This window comes from Flavobacterium sp. WV_118_3, assembly GCF_039778605.1.
Classification (GTDB): domain Bacteria; phylum Bacteroidota; class Bacteroidia; order Flavobacteriales; family Flavobacteriaceae; genus Flavobacterium.
This window is the reverse complement of the sequence record NZ_CP156060.1, coordinates 367,153-387,079: the sequence shown is the minus strand read 5'-3', so window position 1 is coordinate 387,079 and position 19,927 is coordinate 367,153. Positions and strand designations below refer to the sequence as shown.

15 protein-coding genes, 2 tRNA genes and 1 rRNA gene are annotated in these 19,927 nt (G+C 39.2%); 5 read left to right on the top strand and 13 right to left on the bottom strand.

What is annotated here, in order from left to right:
• Positions 1-85: 85 nt before the first annotated feature.
• The 6 genes from ABFU83_RS01765 to ffh all read right to left on the bottom strand — a co-directional run bounded on the left by ABFU83_RS01765 (position 86) and on the right by ffh (position 5,614).
• A tRNA-Ala gene (locus ABFU83_RS01765) sits at positions 86-159 on the bottom strand.
• 90 nt (positions 160-249) lie between these two features.
• Positions 250-323, bottom strand: a tRNA-Ile gene (locus ABFU83_RS01760).
• Between the two features lie 174 nt (positions 324-497).
• Positions 498-2,013, bottom strand: a 16S ribosomal RNA gene (locus ABFU83_RS01755).
• 817 nt (positions 2,014-2,830) lie between these two features.
• Positions 2,831-3,325: a GNAT family N-acetyltransferase gene (locus ABFU83_RS01750; protein WP_347068434.1), complete on the bottom strand. Its 495-nt coding sequence runs from the start codon at positions 3,323-3,325 to the stop codon at positions 2,831-2,833.
• Position 3,326: 1 nt separating this feature from the next.
• Entirely contained in the window at positions 3,327-4,214 is an 888-nt protein-coding gene (locus ABFU83_RS01745; RefSeq protein ID WP_347068432.1) for a tetrahydrofolate dehydrogenase/cyclohydrolase catalytic domain-containing protein, read from the bottom strand.
• Between the two features lie 62 nt (positions 4,215-4,276).
• The gene (ffh, locus tag ABFU83_RS01740) at positions 4,277-5,614 is read right to left on the bottom strand and encodes a signal recognition particle protein (RefSeq protein WP_136403175.1); all 1,338 of its coding nucleotides are present in this window, start codon (positions 5,612-5,614) and stop codon (positions 4,277-4,279) included.
• Positions 5,615-6,009: 395 nt separating this feature from the next.
• Here ffh and ABFU83_RS01735 point away from each other — a divergent pair, with 395 nt between their 5' ends.
• Positions 6,010-7,281, top strand: coding sequence for an NAD(P)/FAD-dependent oxidoreductase (locus tag ABFU83_RS01735; protein ID WP_347068430.1), 1,272 nt, complete (start codon positions 6,010-6,012; stop codon positions 7,279-7,281).
• A gap of 283 nt (positions 7,282-7,564) precedes the next feature.
• Here ABFU83_RS01735 and ABFU83_RS01730 read toward each other — a convergent pair whose 3' ends face one another.
• Positions 7,565-7,687 (bottom strand): hypothetical protein, encoded by a 123-nt coding sequence (locus ABFU83_RS01730; RefSeq protein WP_347068428.1) that lies wholly within the window; start codon positions 7,685-7,687, stop codon positions 7,565-7,567.
• An 18-nt stretch (positions 7,688-7,705) separates the two neighbouring features.
• Here ABFU83_RS01730 and ABFU83_RS01725 point away from each other — a divergent pair, with 18 nt between their 5' ends.
• The 3 genes from ABFU83_RS01725 (at position 7,706) to ABFU83_RS01715 (ending at position 9,443) form a co-directional block, all read left to right on the top strand.
• Complete coding sequence (locus ABFU83_RS01725; RefSeq protein ID WP_347068426.1) at positions 7,706-7,864, top strand: hypothetical protein; 159 nt, start codon at positions 7,706-7,708, stop codon at positions 7,862-7,864.
• Between the two features lie 462 nt (positions 7,865-8,326).
• Entirely contained in the window at positions 8,327-8,593 is a 267-nt protein-coding gene (locus ABFU83_RS01720) for a helix-turn-helix transcriptional regulator (RefSeq protein ID WP_347068424.1), read from the top strand.
• Positions 8,571-9,443 (top strand): hypothetical protein, encoded by an 873-nt coding sequence (locus ABFU83_RS01715; protein WP_347068422.1) that lies wholly within the window; start codon positions 8,571-8,573, stop codon positions 9,441-9,443. The genes ABFU83_RS01720 and ABFU83_RS01715 overlap by 23 nt, the downstream gene beginning before the upstream one ends.
• Before the next feature lie 114 nt (positions 9,444-9,557).
• Here ABFU83_RS01715 and ABFU83_RS01710 read toward each other — a convergent pair whose 3' ends face one another.
• The 5 genes from ABFU83_RS01710 to argS all read right to left on the bottom strand — a co-directional run bounded on the left by ABFU83_RS01710 (position 9,558) and on the right by argS (position 16,267).
• Positions 9,558-9,764 carry a hypothetical protein gene (locus ABFU83_RS01710; RefSeq protein ID WP_347068420.1) on the bottom strand — a complete coding sequence of 69 codons (207 nt, stop codon included), beginning with the start codon at positions 9,762-9,764 and terminating at the stop codon, positions 9,558-9,560.
• A gap of 123 nt (positions 9,765-9,887) precedes the next feature.
• The gene (locus ABFU83_RS01705; protein WP_347070191.1) at positions 9,888-11,573 is read right to left on the bottom strand and encodes an MBOAT family O-acyltransferase; all 1,686 of its coding nucleotides are present in this window, start codon (positions 11,571-11,573) and stop codon (positions 9,888-9,890) included.
• Between the two features lie 14 nt (positions 11,574-11,587).
• On the bottom strand, positions 11,588-13,009 hold the full coding sequence (locus tag ABFU83_RS01700; RefSeq protein ID WP_347068418.1) for a GDSL-type esterase/lipase family protein: 1,422 nt from the start codon (positions 13,007-13,009) through the stop codon (positions 11,588-11,590).
• A complete protein-coding gene (locus tag ABFU83_RS01695; protein WP_347068416.1) occupies positions 12,999-14,462 on the bottom strand; it encodes a hypothetical protein in 1,464 nt (487 codons plus the stop codon). Before ABFU83_RS01695 ends, ABFU83_RS01700 begins: the two co-directional genes overlap by 11 nt.
• 29 nt (positions 14,463-14,491) lie before the next feature.
• Positions 14,492-16,267, bottom strand: coding sequence for an arginine--tRNA ligase (gene argS, locus ABFU83_RS01690; protein ID WP_347068414.1), 1,776 nt, complete (start codon positions 16,265-16,267; stop codon positions 14,492-14,494).
• Positions 16,268-16,565: 298 nt separating this feature from the next.
• Here argS and ABFU83_RS01685 point away from each other — a divergent pair, with 298 nt between their 5' ends.
• Complete coding sequence (locus tag ABFU83_RS01685; protein ID WP_347068412.1) at positions 16,566-18,956, top strand: TonB-dependent receptor; 2,391 nt, start codon at positions 16,566-16,568, stop codon at positions 18,954-18,956.
• 67 nt (positions 18,957-19,023) lie between these two features.
• Here ABFU83_RS01685 and ABFU83_RS01680 read toward each other — a convergent pair whose 3' ends face one another.
• The gene (locus ABFU83_RS01680; protein WP_347068410.1) at positions 19,024-19,698 is read right to left on the bottom strand and encodes a sterol desaturase family protein; all 675 of its coding nucleotides are present in this window, start codon (positions 19,696-19,698) and stop codon (positions 19,024-19,026) included.
• Between the last annotated feature and the right edge of the window lie 229 nt (positions 19,699-19,927).

The window sequence follows — 19,927 nt, the reverse complement described above, 5'->3', positions numbered from 1 at the left end:
TTTTAGAGGAAAGAGTCTAGAACAAAGATCAAAGACAACGTCTTTTATCTTGATTCTTGTTTCTCTTTTCTACCTCCTAAGATAGTGGAGAATATCGGAGTCGAACCGATGACCTCCTGCGTGCAAGGCAGGCGCTCTAGCCAGCTGAGCTAATCCCCCATTCTTTTTTTTTGAATGTTGAATTTTGAATGTTGAATCAATCTTTAATTCAATTCTCAACTTCCAGAATTTCCTTATAAGTAAAAATTGTAGTCCCGGGCAGACTCGAACTGCCGACCCCTACATTATCAGTGTAGTACTCTAACCAGCTGAGCTACGAGACTATTTTTAAATTATTTTAAATTTTGAACGTTAAATTTTAAATGATATATCTAAAACCTAAGTATCACTCTTTAAAAATAGTATAAACTCTTTTTTTTACTTATTCTTCTTTTTTTTGAACTAACAGCGAGAGTAAAATCTCTTGTATGCATAAACCCTAATTATCGTGTCTCTAGAAAGGAGGTGTTCCAGCCGCACCTTCCGGTACGGCTACCTTGTTACGACTTAGCCCCAGTTACCAGTTTTACCCTAGGCAGCTCCTTGCGGTCACCGACTTCAGGTACCCCCAGCTTCCATGGCTTGACGGGCGGTGTGTACAAGGCCCGGGAACGTATTCACCGGATCATGGCTGATATCCGATTACTAGCGATTCCAGCTTCACGGAGTCGAGTTGCAGACTCCGATCCGAACTGTGACCGGTTTTATAGATTCGCTCCTGGTCACCCAGTGGCTGCTCTCTGTACCGGCCATTGTAGCACGTGTGTAGCCCAGGACGTAAGGGCCGTGATGATTTGACGTCATCCCCACCTTCCTCTCGGTTTGCACCGGCAGTCTCGTTAGAGTTCCCGACATGACTCGCTGGCAACTAACAACAGGGGTTGCGCTCGTTATAGGACTTAACCTGACACCTCACGGCACGAGCTGACGACAACCATGCAGCACCTTGTAATGTGTCCGAAGAAAAATCTGTTTCCAAATCTGTCACACTACATTTAAGCCCTGGTAAGGTTCCTCGCGTATCATCGAATTAAACCACATGCTCCACCGCTTGTGCGGGCCCCCGTCAATTCCTTTGAGTTTCAAACTTGCGTTCGTACTCCCCAGGTGGGATACTTATCACTTTCGCTTAGCCACTGAGCTTGCGCCCAACAGCTAGTATCCATCGTTTACGGCGTGGACTACCAGGGTATCTAATCCTGTTCGCTCCCCACGCTTTCGTCCATCAGCGTCAATATATTGATAGTAACCTGCCTTCGCAATTGGTATTCCATGTAATATCTAAGCATTTCACCGCTACACTACATATTCTAGTTACTTCCCAATAATTCAAGTCTTGCAGTATCAATGGCCGTTTGATCGTTAAGCGACCAGATTTCACCACTGACTTACAAAACCGCCTACGGACCCTTTAAACCCAATGATTCCGGATAACGCTTGGATCCTCCGTATTACCGCGGCTGCTGGCACGGAGTTAGCCGATCCTTATTCCTACAGTACCGTCAATCTACCACACGTGGTAGGGTTTCTTCCTGTATAAAAGCAGTTTACACACCATAGATGCTTCATCCTGCACGCGGCATGGCTGGATCAGGCTTGCGCCCATTGTCCAATATTCCTCACTGCTGCCTCCCGTAGGAGTCTGGTCCGTGTCTCAGTACCAGTGTGGGGGATCTCCCTCTCAGGACCCCTACCCATCATCGTCTTGGTAAGCCGTTACCTTACCAACTAACTAATGGGACGCATGCTCATCTTGTACCGTTGGAACTTTAATAATCAAATGATGCCATTCGATAATACTATGAGGTATTAATCCAAATTTCTCTGGGCTATCCCTCTGTACAAGGTAGATTGCATACGCGTTACGCACCCGTGCGCCGGTCTCAGGTTAGCAAGCTAACCCTACCCCTCGACTTGCATGTGTTAGGCCTGCCGCTAGCGTTCATCCTGAGCCAGGATCAAACTCTTCATCGTATATTTTTAATATTTTACGATAATTTCTAGGTCTAATTTGTTATACTCGAAAAATCTTACTCTCTCTTTGTATGCTGTCAATCCAATATGTCTATGAACTTAATTCTCTTTGTTTTATCACTAACGCGTCTCCTTGTTAGCGGCTGCAAAACTAAAAATTCTTTTTGTTTCTCGCAAGATTTTTTTGAATTTTTTTTTGAAAAAATTTTCTTCGTTTATCTTACTCAATATCTTTAAGAACTTCCCTGTTTTGCGGGTGGCAAAGGTAAATCACTTTTTTATTTCTCGCAAATCTTTTTTGACTTTTTTTCTAACCTTAGTCAATCCCAATCTGCCGTACTATACTTCAATGAACTCCCTTATTGCGGCTGCAAAACTAGAACCTTTTTCCATCTTTACAAACTTTATCAAACCTTTTTTTAAATCTTTTTCTTAACAACCTCATTACAAAGACGTAACATCAACATGTTTTTTTCGAATATCCGGGCTTTGCTCGCGCAAATCCAAGGATTGGGAAGGTTTTACGCATTTTTAAACTATATATACCGGGTATGACAGGTTCCAAAAACCTGTCAGGTCTTCCGAAATTAGTACAATCATACCTATATATAGGTGCGTTTTCTAAAAAATAATATCTGATCCGTTGTAAAAAATCGGATATCTGTAAATAAAAAAGCTACTACTATATATAGGTAATACTAAATCCCAACCAAAAATTCCTTTGATCAAGATACTTTATATAATAAAAATACCCGACAGCTTTCGAAAACCTGTCAGGTGTAAAAACAAAAAACCGCAGGATTTCCTGCGGCTTCTACTATTTTATTTTCTTCTCCATTATATAATCTTCCATCAGATAACCTTCACCGATAGCAATATCCTCTTCACCGATCACTTCAAAACCTTGTTTCCTATAAAAATCGATAGCTTTATTAAAACGATTCACATTTAACAACAAGGCTGAATTCTTATTTTGATCAACTGTCGATTCCACATATTGCAAAAGTGATTTTCCAACCCCCTTACCTTGTGTTTGTGGCAGGACGTATATTTTATGCAATTTGGTTTTCCCTTCTTTATAATTAACCTGAAAAGAAGCAAATCCATAATACACCCCATCTTCTTCTGCCAAAACAAATTGTTGTCCGTTTTGCCGTTGCTGCTCCAATGCCGGAATTGCATATATTTGATCAAGCATATAATCCAATTGCGCTTCCGATAAAATAGCGCCATAAGCATCCGGCCAGATGGTATAGGCCAAAGACCGTACAATTTCTAATTGCTCTTGGGACGTTACCGTAATAATGGTCATTTTATTTTACTTTTAATCTTTTTTGCTCTCTTGCTAATAATGTATTTTTCATCAACATTGCAATAGTCATCGGACCAACACCTCCCGGTACCGGTGTAATAAAGGATGCTTTTTTACTTACATTATCAAAATCGACATCTCCGGTGATCACATATCCTTTTTCCGATTTTTCATCTGCCACTCGGGTAATTCCCACATCGATGATCACTACATCATCCTTAACCATTTCTGCTTTCAGATAATTAGGAACTCCCAATGCCGTGATAATAATATCCGCCTGACTGGTGATCTGGGTAATATTTTTAGTATGACTATGCGTTAAGGTAACTGTAGAATTTCCAGGAAACCCTTTTCTTCCCATCAAAATACTCATCGGGCGCCCTACAATATGACTTCTTCCGATTACCACCGTGTGCTTTCCTTTTGTTTCTACGTTGTAACGCTCTAACAATTCCAGGATTCCAAATGGTGTCGCCGGAATAAACGTTGACATATCCAATGCCATTTTTCCGAAATTCTCCGGATGAAAACCATCCACATCTTTACTCGGATCGATCGCCATTAATACTTTTTGCGTATCAATCTGATCCGGTAACGGCAATTGCACGATAAATCCATCGATAGCATCGTCTTCGTTTAATTCTTTGATTTTTTTCAGTAATTCCGTTTCTGAGGTCGTACTTGGCAATTTTACCAAAGTCGATTCGAAGCCTACTCTTTCGCAAGCTTTCACTTTACTACCTACATAAGTAAGACTCGCTCCGTCGTTTCCAACGATTACAGCCGCCAGGTGCGGCACCTTTTCTCCGTTTTCTTTCATTTTCTGCACTTCGGCAGCAATTTCATTTTTGATTTCCTCCGAAATCTTTTTTCCGTCTAGTAGTTGCATTCGTGTGTATTTGTGTGTTGTTTTTATCTAAAAAAGAAGACGCGACTAATCGCGTCTTTATTTTATCTCATTCCTTTCATTCCTCCCATCATTCGCATCAGGTTTTTCCCACCTGCTCCCTGCATCATCTTCATCATTTTGCTCATCTGGTCGAATTGTTTCAGCAATTGATTTACCTGCTGAATATTGGTTCCGGATCCTTTCGCGACTCTTGCTTTACGTTTCGCATCCAATAGTGCCGGTTTTTTTCGTTCGTCTGGTGTCATCGAATAAATAATGGCTTCAATATGTTTGAAGGCATCGTCTTCAATTTCCACGTCCTTCAAGGCTTTTCCAGCTCCGGGAATCATTCCGACAAGGTCTTTCATGTTACCCATTTTCTTAACCTGCTGAATTTGTGTCAGGAAGTCATCAAATCCGAATTCATTCTTCGCGATTTTCTTTTGTAATTTTCGTGCTTCTTCCTCGTCATATTGTTCCTGAGCTCTTTCCACTAAGGACACTACATCTCCCATACCTAAAATACGGTCGGCCATACGTGACGGATAGAAAACGTCAATCGCTTCCATTTTTTCTCCGGTTCCGATAAATTTAATCGGTTTGTTTACCACCGATTTAATCGAAATAGCCGCTCCACCACGAGTATCCCCGTCTAATTTTGTTAGCACAACTCCATCAAAATTCAAACGATCGTTAAACGCTTTTGCCGTATTTACCGCATCCTGACCCGTCATGGAATCCACTACAAAAAGGGTTTCCTGTGGTTCGATTGCTTTGTGAACATTGGCAATTTCGGTCATCATCTCTTCGTCAACTGCCAAACGTCCGGCCGTATCGACAATCACCACATTATAACCGTTGGCTTTTGCGTGTTTAATTGCATTTTGTGCAATTTCAACCGGGTTTTTATTTTCCGGTTCGGAATATACTTCCACACCGATTTGATCCCCAACTACGTGCAACTGATTGATCGCTGCCGGTCGGTAGATATCACAGGCTACCAATAAAGGTTTTTTGTTTTTCTTTGTTTTCAGGAAATTTGCCAGCTTTCCGGAGAAAGTGGTTTTACCGGATCCCTGTAAACCGGACATCAAAATCACAGATGGATTTCCAGACAAATTCACTCCGGCTACATCCCCCCCCATCAACTCGGTTAACTCATCTTTAACGATTTTTACCATTAATTGCCCCGGTTGTAAGGTTGTTAATACATCCTCACCAATGGCTTTTTCTTTTACACGTGTGGTAAAATCTTTGGCAATTTTAAAATTAACGTCGGCATCCAGTAACGCTCTACGCACTTCCTTTAAGGTATCGGCAACGTTTACTTCCGTAATTTTTCCATGACCTTTTAATATATGAAAGGCTTTATCGAGTTTATCACTTAAATTATCAAACATGATTCTGTGTTTCGTTTAATGAGGTGCAAATTTAAGAATTTGATTTTGAAGTTCCACAGAATCGTTCCACAAAAAAACAGGAATTGCAACCACAAGTCAATCCTTTTGCGAATTACGCAGCTTTACAAGGGATTCCAACCCAAACACCGACACTTTCAGGTCGATTATATTCCGTTTTTTCAAAAAACACAGGGTCTGATTTTGGCGACTCAATTTTATTTTATTGCTTTTTTTAGTGTATCGATGAAAATAGTGTTTAAAAGTTAATGCTTTGTTATATTTTATATGAAATCGTGTTTTCCAATTGGTTATCCGTTTATAAATGGGTAAATTTATAGTGTTGATTTAACACGAATACTACTGTAAAAAAATTCGTTTTTTAAAACACTACGCGTATGAAAATAGTCATCATAGGAGGTGGTTTTGCCGGTATCAATCTGGCAAAAGCTTTGGCCAACAATCCCAATTTTAAGGTCACGCTGGTCGACAAAAACAATTATAATTTTTTCCCACCGCTCATCTATCAGGTAGCGACCGCTTTTCTGGAACCTTCCAGTATTAGTTATCCGTTTCGAAAATTATTTTCGGGCAAAAAAAACATCACGTTCCGATTGGCAGCACTCCTTCGGGTAGACGCCAACAACAACAAAGTACTCCTTTCGAATGGCGAATTAGAATACGACCAACTGGTATTTGCTACCGGAGCCGAGAGTAATTATTTCGGCATGGAAAATGTTCGCAAAAATGCCATTCCGATGAAAACCTTAAACGATGCCGTCGAAATGCGAAATCGTTTATTGCTACAAATGGAAAAAGCAGCGATTTGCGAAGACCCGCGCAGAAGACGACAGCTATTAACCATCGTAGTTGCCGGTGGTGGACCAACCGGAGTCGAATTATCCGGAATGTTTGCCGAAATGCGTAACGGAATCATGCGAAAAGAATATCCGGAACTGGCCAATACCTTAAGCGACATTTATCTGGTTGACGGCGGGAAGGCTGTTTTGGCTCCGATGAGTGTCAATTCGCAACAAAATACCTATAAAGCGCTAACGAAACTTGGTGTTAAAGTGCGTTTAAATTCACAGGTTAAAGATTATGTAGATGGTACGGTTTATTTTGCCGATGGAAAAACCATTAAAACCGAAACCCTGATCTGGGCGGCTGGTGTAAGTGCCAAACTATTTGACGGTATCCCAGAAACCGTTTACGGTCGTGGCAAACGAATGCAGGTGGACGAACACAACAAACTGAAAGATTTTCCGAATATCTATGCCGTAGGCGATACCTGTATACAGGTTACCGATCCGAAATTTCCAAACGGACATCCGCAGTTGGCACAGGTTGCCATTCAACAAGCGCGCCATCTGGCGAAAAACTTTAAGGCTATGGTGGCCCAAAAACCACTAACTCCTTTTAGCTATAATGACAAAGGATCGATGGCCATTATCGGAAAAAACAAGGCCGTCGTTGACCTCGAAAAACCGAAAGTCCATTTTAACGGATTTTTTGCCTGGTTGGTTTGGTTGTTTATTCACCTGATGTCACTGGTTACCTATCGCAACCGATTGCAAACTTTATATAACTGGACGGTTGCCTATTTTTCAAAAGACCAGCCATTGCGAATGATCATTCGACCGGGTAAAAACGATGATACGTCATCCTAAATCAATATTATAAAACAGCTTCGGCTGTTTTTTTATGATCATAATAGCAGTTCAATGCTACTCTCATTTCGTTATCGTATTATATTCTTTAATTTATAAGATTAATCATAACTTATTTTTAAATTTAATCACAATGAGAATTCTATCCGTCCGGGAAAAGCCGGAATATACAGACACAGCGATCGCCTATTTACAACAAAGCTAGCCGGAAGTACCGGCTATAATTTATAAAGATTGCATCCGTCATTGTATCGATGCAGCTCAACCGTTACCCCAATGGTATTTACTGGAAAAAGATTCCGAAATCACTGGCTGTTCCGGTTTGATCACAAATGATTTTATAAGCCGAATGGATCTTTACCCATGGGTTTGCGCCATATATATTTCCGAAGTTCATCGTGGTCATGCCTAGGGTTCTTCACTATTGGATCAGGCAAAAAAAGATACCCGGGCAGCCGGTTTTAAACACCTGAATCTTTGTACAGATCTTACCGAATATTACGAAAAATACGGCTTCCAGTATATCGGAGATGGTCACCATCCGTGGGAAGAAACTTCAAGGATCTACCAGATAGAAGTGTAAGTACCATTAGTAAGTCATTTGTAAGACTAATCACAATTACATATCAAGAATAAATAAAAATCATCCTTTTTTATTAAACGGATAATAATAACGTTATTATTCCAATTAAAAGATTTACATATCCGGACGCTTTTAATTGATCAATCAATATTTATAATCCGTTTCAAACAGTTTTACATAAAACTACAGGATTGATCACTGTACTTCATTGTCTTTTTAAGACATCTTGTTGCCATTATTACCCCATTCTTTTAAAAAAGAATTCAAAAAAATATAATGTTGATTTTTCAATTTCACAATAACCTTCTCATTTAATCCCTTTTTATAATACTGTTATTATCCTGAGCGGTATATAATTCAGGTCTTTTCAAAATTATAATGGCAAATATTACAACAATTCCCTTGATGTAGCCACAACATCCTGTTTTGGGATATGCGGTAACAATCAATACTTTAGTTCTCATGAATAAAAGTCTTTATAGTAAAGAATACCGAATACTGCGGGAAATCTTATATAATTTAAGAACCGACAACAATATACGACAGCACGATCTGGCGATTCAATTACGCGTCCCTCAGTCATTAATCAGTAAAATTGAGAATGGCGAAAGAAGGATTGATCTTATCGAATTGAAATCCTTTGTTGAAGCAATGAATATGACATTAAGTGAGTTTATAACAAAATTTGAACAGAAATTAAAATCAGATGAAACCAAACGAAAGATTTAAAAACCAGCCGTTGGAATTTTGGGCCAACATTAAAATATTAAATCAAAGGCTTGGTTTTACCAAAAAACCGAGTGCCGCGAATCCACAAACCAATCTGGTAGTTCCGACAATTCAACAAATCATTGAGGCCTTCAAGAACGATCATTACAACTATAGCAAATTGATTAATAATGATGGCCTAACAGAATTTGGCCGGCATATTATTGCTTATATGAAATACCGAAGAGAATTATTAACCAACGTCATTTTTCCGCTATTAATGAATCGGAATGAGGCAGAGGAACTATTTTATTCCTTGAAAAAGGAATTAAATTCCGATTGTCCGTTGCCACTAAACAAACAAAAAAAGGAGAAAAAAGACTATGCTTATTTAAAAGGGATTGTCAATATGCTTATTTGCAAGCATAAAGGAGAATACAGTTGTGATTTTGCACCAAAGGAATTAACAGTCATTACGGAAGATAATTTTCCGGTACGAGTACTACCCCGAAGAGCGAACGGTGTTTTTCCATCGGTAACAAACCCGAGAGCGATATGGGAAATCAAGGAGTACTATTACACCACTACTTTCGGCAGCCGTGTGTCCGACAGTGTTTATGCGGTTCAACTGGATGGCTGGGAATTATCCGAAGCCCAATCTCAAACCGGGAAATCAATAAAAAATTATCTAATAATAGACGACTATTATACCTGGTGGATGAAAGGAAAATCCTATTTGTGCCGGCTGATTGATTTGATGCATATAGGATTGGTCGACGAAGTAATTTTTGGACGTGAAGTTGTAACCCGAATCCCAGAATTAGTGGAAGAATGGAAAAAAGATATAGAATCCAATCGCAACTCCAAATAGGTATCGTGAGCTAACAGTAAAAACTTATCTTATACTTGCTGCCCCAACAAGTTCTGACATAAAAAAAGGGGCTGTCTCAAAAGTGAGTCAGCCCCTTTTAAAGTTGTAATATCCTTATGCTTTTTTAGCATCTTTAGAACAACATGCCTTTTTTTCAGTGCTTGCTGTAGCTTTATCTGCAGAACAACATGCTTTTTTAGCTTCCCCTTTTCCTTTAGCAGAGCAACACTCTTTTTTATCTTTTGTTTTTTGCTCCTGTGCATTAACATTCATCGATACGGTGAAAAGCGCTACCGCTGCAATTGCCATTAATTTTTTCATTGTTTACTTATTTTTGATTAATTATTAGATTGTTTTCAAGGTATCTGCTCTAGCAGAATTGTTTCAAAATTAGCAAAAAAACAGAATGATCCTCATAATACCTTCTTAATATTTCCTTATATTTTAAAACTGGAAATAGATAAACGGTTGTGGTCCTGCCGATGCCGTGGCATAAACCAACCAATATGCCAATCCGAGAATAATTGCTTTTCCTACAATTGGCAACGCCCGGAAACCTGCCTGCATGGTATTTACAATTTTTTCAGGCAGGAAATGCCAGATAAAACCAAACGTCATGAGTATAAACACATTTTTATAGCCCATCGCAATCACTTTCCATTGTTCCGGATCAAATGTCAGGTTACCGATATTATGAATCAGTTCCAAAGCTGTCGTAAAATCTTTAGCCCGGAAAAAGATCCAGCAAAAAGTTACAAAATGGAACGTCAGAATTATAGCAAATACATGCCATATTCTTCCGCCAAAACCTTTCTTTTCCTCTTTTTTGGAAGGAAAATATTCGATAACGATTTTATGAACAGCCAAAGCCACTCCATGTAATGCGCCCCAAATAATAAAACGAAGACTCGCACCATGCCACAAACCGCCCAGTAACATGGTCGTTAACAGGTTCACATTGGTAAACATAGTACGTTCTTTATCGCGCGACAAAAGGAATGTCAGCGAAAATACAACCAATGAACTTATCGCCAGAATTAATGGAACATTACTCGTAGGCGCATAGTTGATTCCCCAAACGATCAATCCAAAGAAAAACAGTGCCGGGAATAAAAAACCTGCAAAGGAACCGTTACGATTTCCTCCAACAGATATATATAAAAAGTCTTTTAACCAGGTTGATAATGAAATATGCCATCTTCTCCAGAACTCGGTAATCGAAGCCGACTGGTATGGTGTGCGGAAATTGGTTGGCAATTTGAATCCCAGTAATAAGGCAACCCCAATAGCCATATCGGAATATCCTGAGAAATCGCAATAGATCTGGATGGCATATCCATAAGACGCCATAAGGTTTTCGAATGCCGTATAACTCGATGGTGCATCAAATACCCTATCGACAAAGTTGATTGATATATAATCGGAGATTACTGTTTTTTTGACCAATCCCCCAATAATCAGTAATAATGCCCGGTTTACATCGTCTTTTGTGATGTTCAGTTTTTGATATATCTGAGGCAGAAAATCTTTAGCTCGTACGATAGGTCCGGCCACCAATTGCGGGAAAAACGATACGAAAAACAGATAATCGACATAACTTTTAGTTGGCTCAATCTCTTTTCGGTATACTTCTATAATATAGCTGATCGACTGAAAGGTATAAAAGGAGATTCCAACCGGAAGGATGATCTTCTGGAAATCGAAATGTTCTCCGGAAAGGGCATTATAGTTTTCAATTATAAAATTGGTATATTTAAAATAACCCAAAAAGCTCAGGTTTAACACCACACTAAAAGCCAGATAGATTTTTTTTATGGCTGCCCTGCTTTCGTGGTGCAGAATATTCCCCAGATTATAATCGACCACTGACGACGCCAGTAGTAACAGGAAATAGATTCCACTGGATTTATAATAGAAAAATAACGAGAAACAGATCACGTAGACCAATCTCAGATGGAACGTTTTTCGGGTTAGAATATAGACCGAATAAAAAACGAGAAATAATCCCAGGAATAATCCGGTATTAAACAACAACGGCTCTTTCGGATTGTATAAAAACCAATTTTTTACTGTTTCCTCAGTAATTCCGGTAAAAAGGGACGTTATATTATGGGCAAACCAATCTTGCATATTCAAAAACGTAATCAATTTTTCAAATTTGTTTTATAATTCTCGTAGGCTTGTAAAAGGGCTTCCGTAAACAGTGTTCCCTGTTTTTCATAGCCCGTTTTGGAATAATGTACCTTATCACCCGACATTAATCCCTGACGGTAATTCCTATTCACCCCGTATAGTCCTCCAAAAATGGAGAACAAATCCCAAACTGCATGTTGCTTACTTTCAGATTGTGTGTTAATTTCACGGGTATAGTCGGCTGCAAATGTATTCAGAGAGCGACGGTATAACAACGATGGTGGCGGTGTCATTACTAATACTTCGGCTTCCGGATTTTTCTGTTTGATCGTCTCCACAAACTGGTTTAACTGTATCATATAGGCCGTAACGTCCATTTTATCAAAGGTTTCATTCGTTCCCAGTGAAACAATCACCAAATCGGGATGTAATGCCGGAACCTGATCAAAAAACAACGGGTATTTATTATAATCCGAAAACTTAGCACCATTAACACCGATACTGTTATAAACAATACCCGGATTATCTTTTTCAAACACCAATCCGTTTAACGCAAACTTTGAAGCATTTTTATTGGGTAACAGGTATATTTTTTTAATCGTTTCGGCATTATAATAACTGTAAACACCATCCTGCTGTTCTAGCGATAATGGAATAAACTCCGAACGTTTGATACTTTTCTTTTGCATTTCATTCGTTGGAATACGCAATGTTTTTCCGGCACGAATATTATTATTTTTTAAACCGTTGGCTCGTTTCAGTTCGGCTACCGAAACATTGTATTTCTCAGCAATGATCGAGATAACTTCACCTTTTTTAATTTTATGATTGATTTTTTTCGGGACATTCGATTCCAATACAATTGTTTTGGAACTGGTTGCCACATCAAAAAGATTCTGACCTTGTGGTGTCAGTATTTTTAAGGTATTAAATTCGTATGCCGGATCTTTTACGTTAATTTCCACAGCAAAATCCTTAGCATTGGTTGTTAATGCTATACCGCTTAATCCTACCGGATTCCCGTTTACCGGGTTGATATTCCGGTAACTGCTCCAGGATTCGTTTGACGAATAGCGAACATAATAATTTCCGTTGGTTTTGGCCAGATTATACGGAAAGGAGAAACCAAGGCCGGCATTACCGAACTTATATTGCAGATTTTTCCGAACCACACCGGTGAACAAATCCGCCTGAATATGCGAATCGCCCACATGTAGAATGTTGATCTTTCCTTTACCGGTGACTTCCAACGTATATAGTTTTTCGAAGAACTTTTGCAACGCAGCTGTATTCGTAATCCTGTTATCGCCGTAAACGACAGGTTGCTCTTCTATAGTCAGTGTATCGACTACTGTTTCAAGGGAATCAACCTGAGAAAAAGCAGGTCCTCCATAAAAGGCATACAGCAGTATAAAAAGGAATTTATTGCACATGAGTAGTGTCTTTTTTAACGGTCACACTGTCTTTTTTAACTACAGCTTTTGGCACTGCCGTTACTTTTCTGGCCGCACGTAGTTTTTTGTACTGCTCATATCCCTGACTGATCTGGTTATAGATCAGGTCGGATATTTTTTTAGCACCTCTATGATTAAAGTGTGTATAGTCTTTATTTGCCGATGCCGGTGCTTCTTCCACCCATTTCACCATGGATCCGTCGCCTCCCATAAGGGTATACAGGTTGATATATCCGGATTGCGACTGGATGGCATATTTTTTCTGTGCATTGGTTAGTGGTACAACAGCCGAATCGGTTTTCATATCCAGGTCGTATTTTGTCGATTTATCAGCTGTAGACACGATTAAAATCGCAACACCAGGGAAGCACTCTCTCAGGTGATTTACCACATTGGTCATTTTGCGTTCATACCATCCATAATTATACGAACCGTAGTTTAACACATTGGTCCCATAGTGCAAAACAATTAGATCGTATCCCAATTTTTCCTGAAATTGGCGCATTACCTCGGTATTGAATGTTGTGATTGGCAAACCGGAATTTCCTCTGTTCGAAAAATTATCCACATGCACCCCTTTACCATCATCAAAATTAAATCCGTAAACCGGGATAGAATCCGCTTTGATAAAATCCACTTTCAGGTTTTTAACCGTGCTACCCAACGTCAAACTATTCACCAGTCGGGATGGATTTAATTTTTTATAAATGGTATCGTTACCTACTTTATAGGCGATTTTAGCTTCTTTATTTCCCGACTTCCCGTAGAACAGGGTTGGGTTGTACAATTCACTAAGATGCTGCAGGTTCGAAGCTTTGTATTTTACCCATTCCACATGAGCAGTATCATTTGCAAAAAACACATGTCCGTTAATTCCGAACGGTTTTTTGGGACGTTTCACATTCAGATACGATTGTGTTTTCCAATTGGTCGAAAATTCGTGTTTTATCGATCCGCGGGATGCTGCTGATTCTGAAGTAATGTTTACAAAACCGACACCATTTCCGCCGAAGCGATTTTGGAAATTCGAACGAAAATCCTGTACAATCATATCACCATCCGTCATCGAATCGCCAAAATAAGCGATACGTACTTTTCCTTCCTTATTGGTTTCCAGTTGGAACAATTTTTCAAAAAATCCAACCAAATGCTGAAACCCTTTATAATCCTGAAAGGTTTCTGTTGGAAAAACGATACCATCCACAGCCTTAAATTGAATTGGCTGTTTGGAAATAGTATCCTCTTCTCCACTATCGATACTATCTTTTTCAATAGCCTCCAGAAGCAAACTGTCGATTACTACATTTTTAGAATTACCTCCTGTTTCCGTAAACAGTTTTTTAGGAAGGAATGATTTAAAAACAATAAAAGCTACAATCGAAATGGCAATAATGGCAAGTGATTGAAAAAAATATGATTTTGGCTGATTCACCGTCTTATTATTTAATCGTTGATCCTGAATTACATTCGCTCCGGTACCTGAATACCCAGAAGTTTAAATGCCGATTCGATGATTTCTCCTACTTTTTTAGATAATTGTACTCGGAATACTTTTTTCTGGTTGTCTTCTTCTCCCAAAATTAAAACCGACTGATAGAAGGAATTGTACTCTCTTACCAAATCATAGGCATAATTTGCAAGTAACGCCGGACTATGATGCGAAGCCGCATTTTGGATCACTTCCGGATATAATGCGATCTGTTTTACAAGTTCTTTTTCTTTTTCGTGTAAGTCAACACGTACTGTTTCGTCCAGACTAAACGTCGCTTTTCTTAAAATGGATTGAATACGGGCATAGGTATACTGAATAAAAGGACCTGTGTTTCCGGCAAAATCCACGGATTCTTCCGGATTAAACATCATATTCTTTTTCGGATCTACTTTTAGCATAAAATATTTTAACGCGCCCATTCCGATTATTTTATAAAGTGCTGCTTTTTCGGCATCGGAATAACCGTCCAGTTTTCCTAATTCTTCCGAAATGGATTGTGCCGTTGCGGTCATTTCCTCCATTAAATCATCGGCATCCACAACCGTTCCTTCGCGGGATTTCATTTTTCCGGAAGGCAATTCGACCATTCCATAAGACAAATGATACAGACTTTCAGCCCAATCAAAGCCTAATTTTTTCAGGATCAGGAATAATACTTTAAAGTGGTAATCCTGTTCATTTCCTACCGTGTATACCATTCCACCTACATCCGGGAAATCTTTTACACGCTGAATCGCGGTTCCGATATCCTGTGTCATATAAACAGCCGTACCATCCGAACGCAATACCAGTTTTTCATCCAGTCCGTCGGCAGTAAGATCGATCCAAACCGATCCGTCCTCTTTTTTATAGAAAACGCCTTTTTCCAGTCCCATTTGTACCACATCTTTTCCTAGCAGGTACGTATTGCTTTCAAAATATTCTTTATCGAAATTAACCCCCAGATTTTTGTAGGTCACAGCAAATCCGTCATATACCCATTGGTTCATTTTTTCCCAAAGTGCTACAACTTCCGCATCGCCAGCTTCCCATTTGCGTAGCATATCCTGAGCTTCCAGAATGATCGGAGCCTGTTTTTTGGCTTCTTCTTCCGTTTTGCCTTCGCTCATTAACGCTGCAATCTGTTGTTTGTATTCTTTATCAAACGTCACATAAAAATTCCCTACCAGCTTGTCGCCTTTTAATCCGGTACTTTCCGGCGTCTGAACCTGACCAAATTTTTGCCAGGCCAACATCGATTTACAGATATGAATTCCTCTATCGTTGATGATTTGTGTTTTATACACTTTTTTACCGGCTGCTTTTAGGATTTCGGCAACCGAATAGCCTAACAGGTTATTACGAACGTGCCCTAAATGCAACGGTTTGTTTGTATTGGGCGATGAATATTCTACCATTATGGCCTTATCGCCTTCTTTTGGCGAGCAAAAACCATACTGCGCCTCATTTTTTATAGTGTTGAAAAAATTCAGATAGTAAACATCGTCAATCACGATATTCAGGAATCCTGAAACCACATTGAATCGCACCACTTCTTCGGTATTATCTACCAGATATTGTCCTATTTTTGTTCCCAGTTCAACCGGATTACTTTTTATCAGTTTTAAAAGCGGAAAAATTACCATTGTAATATCGCCTTCAAACTCCCTGCGTGTTACCTGAAATTCAACTTTTTCGAGTGTAACATCAAATAATGCCTGAATCGCTTTTTGTATAGGAGGCGTAAGAATTTGTGATAGTGTCATGGTGATTTATTTTAAGCGTGCAAAGATACGTTTAATTCAGTAATTTGTAAATTTGAAAATAACAAAAATAACTATTGATTTTCAAGTCTTTATATTTCCCTTCACTTATTTGCATATTTTTTACGTTTTTTTTGTAACAAAACTTGCTTTTTTATGTCTATTCATTGTATCCATTTCCGGGTTTTGTGATGGCTCCTATTTAAACTTGTTATAAATAGTACTTTGCTATACAAACAACCGAAATATTGCGATACATTTGCATCCGGAAAATAATCATCAATTAGAAAAACAATCAAACATGAAACTAAAACTATTCTTAATCTGTATGCTTGCCGCTATCGGTAATCTTTACGCCCAAACCCAGGGATCTGTCACGGGTAAGGTGGTTGATAAAGCTTCAAAAGAGCCGATATCCTATGCCACCATTGCCATTAAAGAAAACAACAAAGTGGTTACCGGAGGTATTACAGAAGATAATGGTTCGTTCACTATTGGCGGACTGGCACCAAAATCGTATGTTTTGGAAATCCAGTATATGGGTTACAAAACCCTGACACGATCGATAACCATCACCCCGGAAAATAAAATCGTTGCTTTGGGCACCCTCACCTTTGAACCGGAAGCCAAACAATTGGAAGGCGTTACCGTAGTAGCCGAACGTTCTACCATCGAACAGAAAATCGACCGAAAAGTCGTAAACGTAGGACGTGATCTGACCACTGCAGGCGCTACAGCATCGGATATTATGAACAATATCCCATCGGTAAACGTCGATCAGGACGGAAAAATTTCGCTACGTGGAAACGAAAACGTACGCGTATTGGTAGATGGAAAACCGACCAATATGGATGCTTCTCAGCTATTAAAGCAAATCCCGTCGACTTCCATTAAAAAAATTGAGTTAATCACTAATCCATCGGCAAAATACAATCCGGAAGGAATGTCCGGTATTATTAATATCGTTTTGCACAAAAACTCCAACGATGGTTTTAACGGAAACTTTAATACCGGTATCACATTTGGTGACGTACCTAAGTACAACAATACGTTGGATATGAACTACCGAAGCGGAAAAGTAAATTTCTTCGGAACCTATGGTAACACTTTGGGAGAACGTTTAAACAAAGGAGAAATCAAACAATTTGACGACAATTCCCTACAACTTTTTGACATCAGTAACGACAACAAAACACATATGTTTAAAGCGGGAATGGATTTTTACATCAACGATAAAAACACCATTTCTGCCTATACCAATCAAAGCTTTACAAGCGGTTTAGGAAATGTTCGTACGGATCTGTTTTTCCCGAACGCAGCCAATAATATCACACAAAAGGACATTTACGATACGGATAACGTAAACAGCACGTATAACCTGGCTTATAAACACCTGTTTGGAAAAGAAGGCCATACTTTGGATGTGGAAGCAAACTACAATCACACTAAAAGTAATCAAGATGCTTCTTTTAACCCTATGGGTGGTGGTTTAAATCCCTATGCCGATTATGTAAAAGACAACCGTAACAGTACGATTATCAACGTGGATTATGTGAATCCATTAAATGAGAAATCGACTTTGGAAATGGGAGCTGAAGCGCGTTTAATGCGTACAGACAACAATTACCTGACGTCCCGTTTAAACACACCAAATGCGAACTTTAATTACGATGTTGATATTTATTCCTTCTACACCACTTTCGGTCAGAAATTTAAAAAATTCAGCTACCAGTTAGGCGCGCGTTTGGAAAGTTATAAAGTTCAGGCAGATTATTTCCAAAACGGAGAGAATGCACCGTTTAAAAATGACTATATCACCGTTTACCCATCGGCTTATTTTACCTATACACCAACGGAAGCAAACCAGTTCCAGATTAGCATGAGTCGTCGTGTAGATCGTCCGAGCGTAGAGCAAACCAAGCCTATCCGTGAATTCAGTACACCAAGAGTAACGTCAATTGGTAACCCGGAATTGGTTCCACAATTTACCAACTCGGTAGAATTGAACTATACCCGAATGCTGAAAAACGGTTCGGTAACAGCCGGAGTATACTACCGTGATATCCACGATGAGATTACCCGTACGTTCTACCCGGATCCAAATGCTGACCCGGATACGAAAAAAATCATTATGAGTTATACCAACTTTGATAAAAACTTAGCGTACGGATTTGAAGTATCGGCCAACTATAAATTCAATTCATGGTGGGATGTTCAGCCGAGTGTTGACTTCTCAAACATTCGTCAGAAAGGTGTTGTAGCGATTAAAAATGACGTAACCGGAGATTTCGATTACACTTTAAAACAGATTGATGCGGCAGCTTTTAACGCCCGTTTAAACAACAACTTTAAAGCTTCAAAAAGTCTGCGTTTCTCTTTATTCGGATTCTACCGGGGACCAGTAGATGGTGTTCAGGCAAACAGCAAAGCCATGTATAAAATTGACGCAGGAACCCGCTATAGCTTCTGGGCAAACAAAGCCTCTTTGAGCATCCGTTTCAACGATATCTTTAAAACGATGAAATACGGATTCGAAAGTCAGAACCCTTATCCGGGTGAAGGAGAATTCCGTTGGGAAAGTCAGTCACTGTTCGTAGGATTTAACTATATGTTCGGTGGCGGAAAAAACAGAGCTTTACAGCGTAAACAACGTGAGGACAACACCAAACAAAGTAGTGGTGGTATGTTCTAATAATCCAAGAGTTTTAGATTTTTATTATAATTTGTTTGAGGAACCCCGGAGTATATCCGGGGTTTTTTCATTCTATTTTTTTCTTCTCAAATTGCAGTGCTTTTGTTTTTTCCGGATCCTCGGCATTTTTTGTCAGATCGAACATGGTTCCGAAAAGGCGATCCCAAAACGTATTGCTCACCCCAAAACCCAAATGTTCATCTTTATAATGATGCAAATGATGATTACGCCACAGCGGTTTCATAAACTTAAAAGGTGGTGCGTAGGCATGAATCGCATAATGCATCGATGCATATAGCAAATAGCCAAACATAAACCCCGGAAAAAAAGCCCAGGTATAATCCCATAAAAAAAGATAATGCAAAAGGAATAGCGTCGTAGCCAGAATCAGGCTGGGCACCGGCGGCATAAACAGCCGTTCCCGATCGCGTGGATATTCGTGATGGTTGCCATGCAACACATATGAGATCCGTTTCATACGTGGGTTGTCTGAAATAAAATGAAACAGGTACCGGTGTGCGATATATTCAAAAAAAGTCCAGAACAGCATTCCCCCGAAAAAAAGGAAAATGACATTCCGGACTTCTATATGATACCGCTGATTTGCAACAAACAACAATCCGGTTACTATCGGGATATACATCCCCCAAATTACGGCCGGATGCGTTTTGGTGAGCATCTCCAGGTATTTATTTCTAAAAAGCTGCGCCTGACCTTTGTTATAAATGGTTTTGTGCTTCATTGTACAAGGGTGTTAAGTGAAACATTGTTCGAAACCGTTGTATAATTTACACTATTTTTTACAGAAATACAAAATATACATTTCTTATATTCCAGGATTAGCGCTTCTCTTATTTCTTTGGTACTCTTTTACCTGGACATTCATCAAACATGAAAGGTCAAAACAATCGTAATCGTAGTAGGTAATCGCTTTATTTTGTAACTTCTATACAAACGAAAATCTTAAAACA